The following is a 1,455-nucleotide window of genomic DNA, read 5'->3' as shown; positions in this document are numbered from 1 at the left end:
TTTGATATTATCGTTGTATCTTTTATCTATCATTATTATTTTTCGATATATAAATAACTCCCTATTTTTCCTTTCCATTATTAAAAGGAGTTGTAAAAAATTAACCAAACACCATCCCTAACGCGCTGAAGCGCTAACAAAAATTATAAGCAAACAAAAACAAAAGAAGAAGAAAAATAAAAATCCCCCAGTTGCGTGCACCACCCTTTTTTCAATAAATATAATCATTTAGAGTTATAATGGTTGATGTATATGATATAAAAAAAGGAAACGATATTTAAATCATGAAAAAAATAGAAAAAATAATAGAAAAAGAAATCCACAAAAATAAATTATTACAAGCTCTAATGAAAAAAAATCAAAAAACTGATAAAAAAACAGTTTTTGAATTGGTTAAACAATTTAATCAAAAACTAAATTTAACAACCATTTTAAAAACTATCCGAACAAAAAGAAGCACTTATTATTATTGGTTGAAAGTCGAAAATAAAATCAAAGCCAAAAAAGAAAAATATTTATTACAACAAAATCGCATTAAAGCTTTATGTTTACACCAACAATATTTTTACGGTCATCGTAAAATCACTGATTTATACCAAAAAACTTTTAATGAACTCATTACAAAGAAAAAAGTTTATACTATTATGAAAGAAAATGGTATTTTTTGTCGTTTAAGAATTAAAAAAAATAAATATAATTATAAAAATAATTTAAAAGCTAAATTAAAAGTAGTAGATAATTTAATTAATCAAGATTTTATATCAACAGCCCCTTTACAAAAACTCTTTACAGATATCACTTATTTCAAAACTCCACAAGGATTTTTATATTTTTCTTGTATTATTGATTCTTTTAACAACCAAATCATCGCTTCCCACACTTCAAAATATCAAAATAAAGAATTAGTTTTAAATACAATCAAAAAATTATCTCCATTAAAAGAACCTTGTATCATCCATTCCGACCAAGGAACAGTTTATCAATCGCAAAAAGTCCAACAAACACTAACTAAAAAAGGTTTTTTAATCAGTATGTCAAGAAAAGCTACTCCACGTGATAACGCTGTTATTGAAAACTTTTTCAGCCAAATGAAAACTATCTTACAACATCAACATCCTTTTTTATTTCAAAAATCAACCAAAAAAGTAAAAAAAATAATCAATTATTTCCCTAAATTTTGGAATAATCAATGGATTTTAGCTAAATTAAATTATTCATCTCCTTCTCAATATTGCCAAAATCTTATATAAATTATTTTTTTAATTTATTTTAATGTTTAGCCTTGAAAAAGAGGTTACCTTTTTGCACATTTTTTTGACCAAAATAACATAATTTCGTAAAAAAATAATTATGATTTCATTTTCTTAACGGAATTTTAACTTTTTTTACTTAAATATATAGTGTAAGGGTAAAATATAAAAAAAAATATCTTTTGAAACTAAAGAATTATTAAAA

General features: G+C 23.2%; 1 protein-coding gene. It reads left to right on the top strand.

Going from position 1 to position 1,455, the window contains the following annotated elements:
• The first annotated feature begins 284 nt into the window (after window positions 1-284).
• Window positions 285-1,250, top strand: coding sequence for an IS3 family transposase (locus RI01_RS03025; RefSeq protein WP_017193196.1), 966 nt, complete (start codon window positions 285-287; stop codon window positions 1,248-1,250).
• Window positions 1,251-1,455: the final 205 nt, after the last annotated feature.

This window comes from Italian clover phyllody phytoplasma str. MA1, assembly GCF_000300695.1.
Lineage (GTDB): Bacteria > Bacillota_I > Bacilli_A > Acholeplasmatales > Acholeplasmataceae > Phytoplasma.
The sequence above is the reverse complement of the archived record's forward strand: the minus strand, read 5'-3'. Positions and strand labels throughout refer to the sequence as shown.

Excerpts from the sequence above, each read along its gene's own strand:
- RI01_RS03025 (WP_017193196.1), top strand. The coding sequence starts at position 285 with ATGAAAAAAATAGAAAAAATAATAGAAAAAGAAATCCACAAAAATAAA.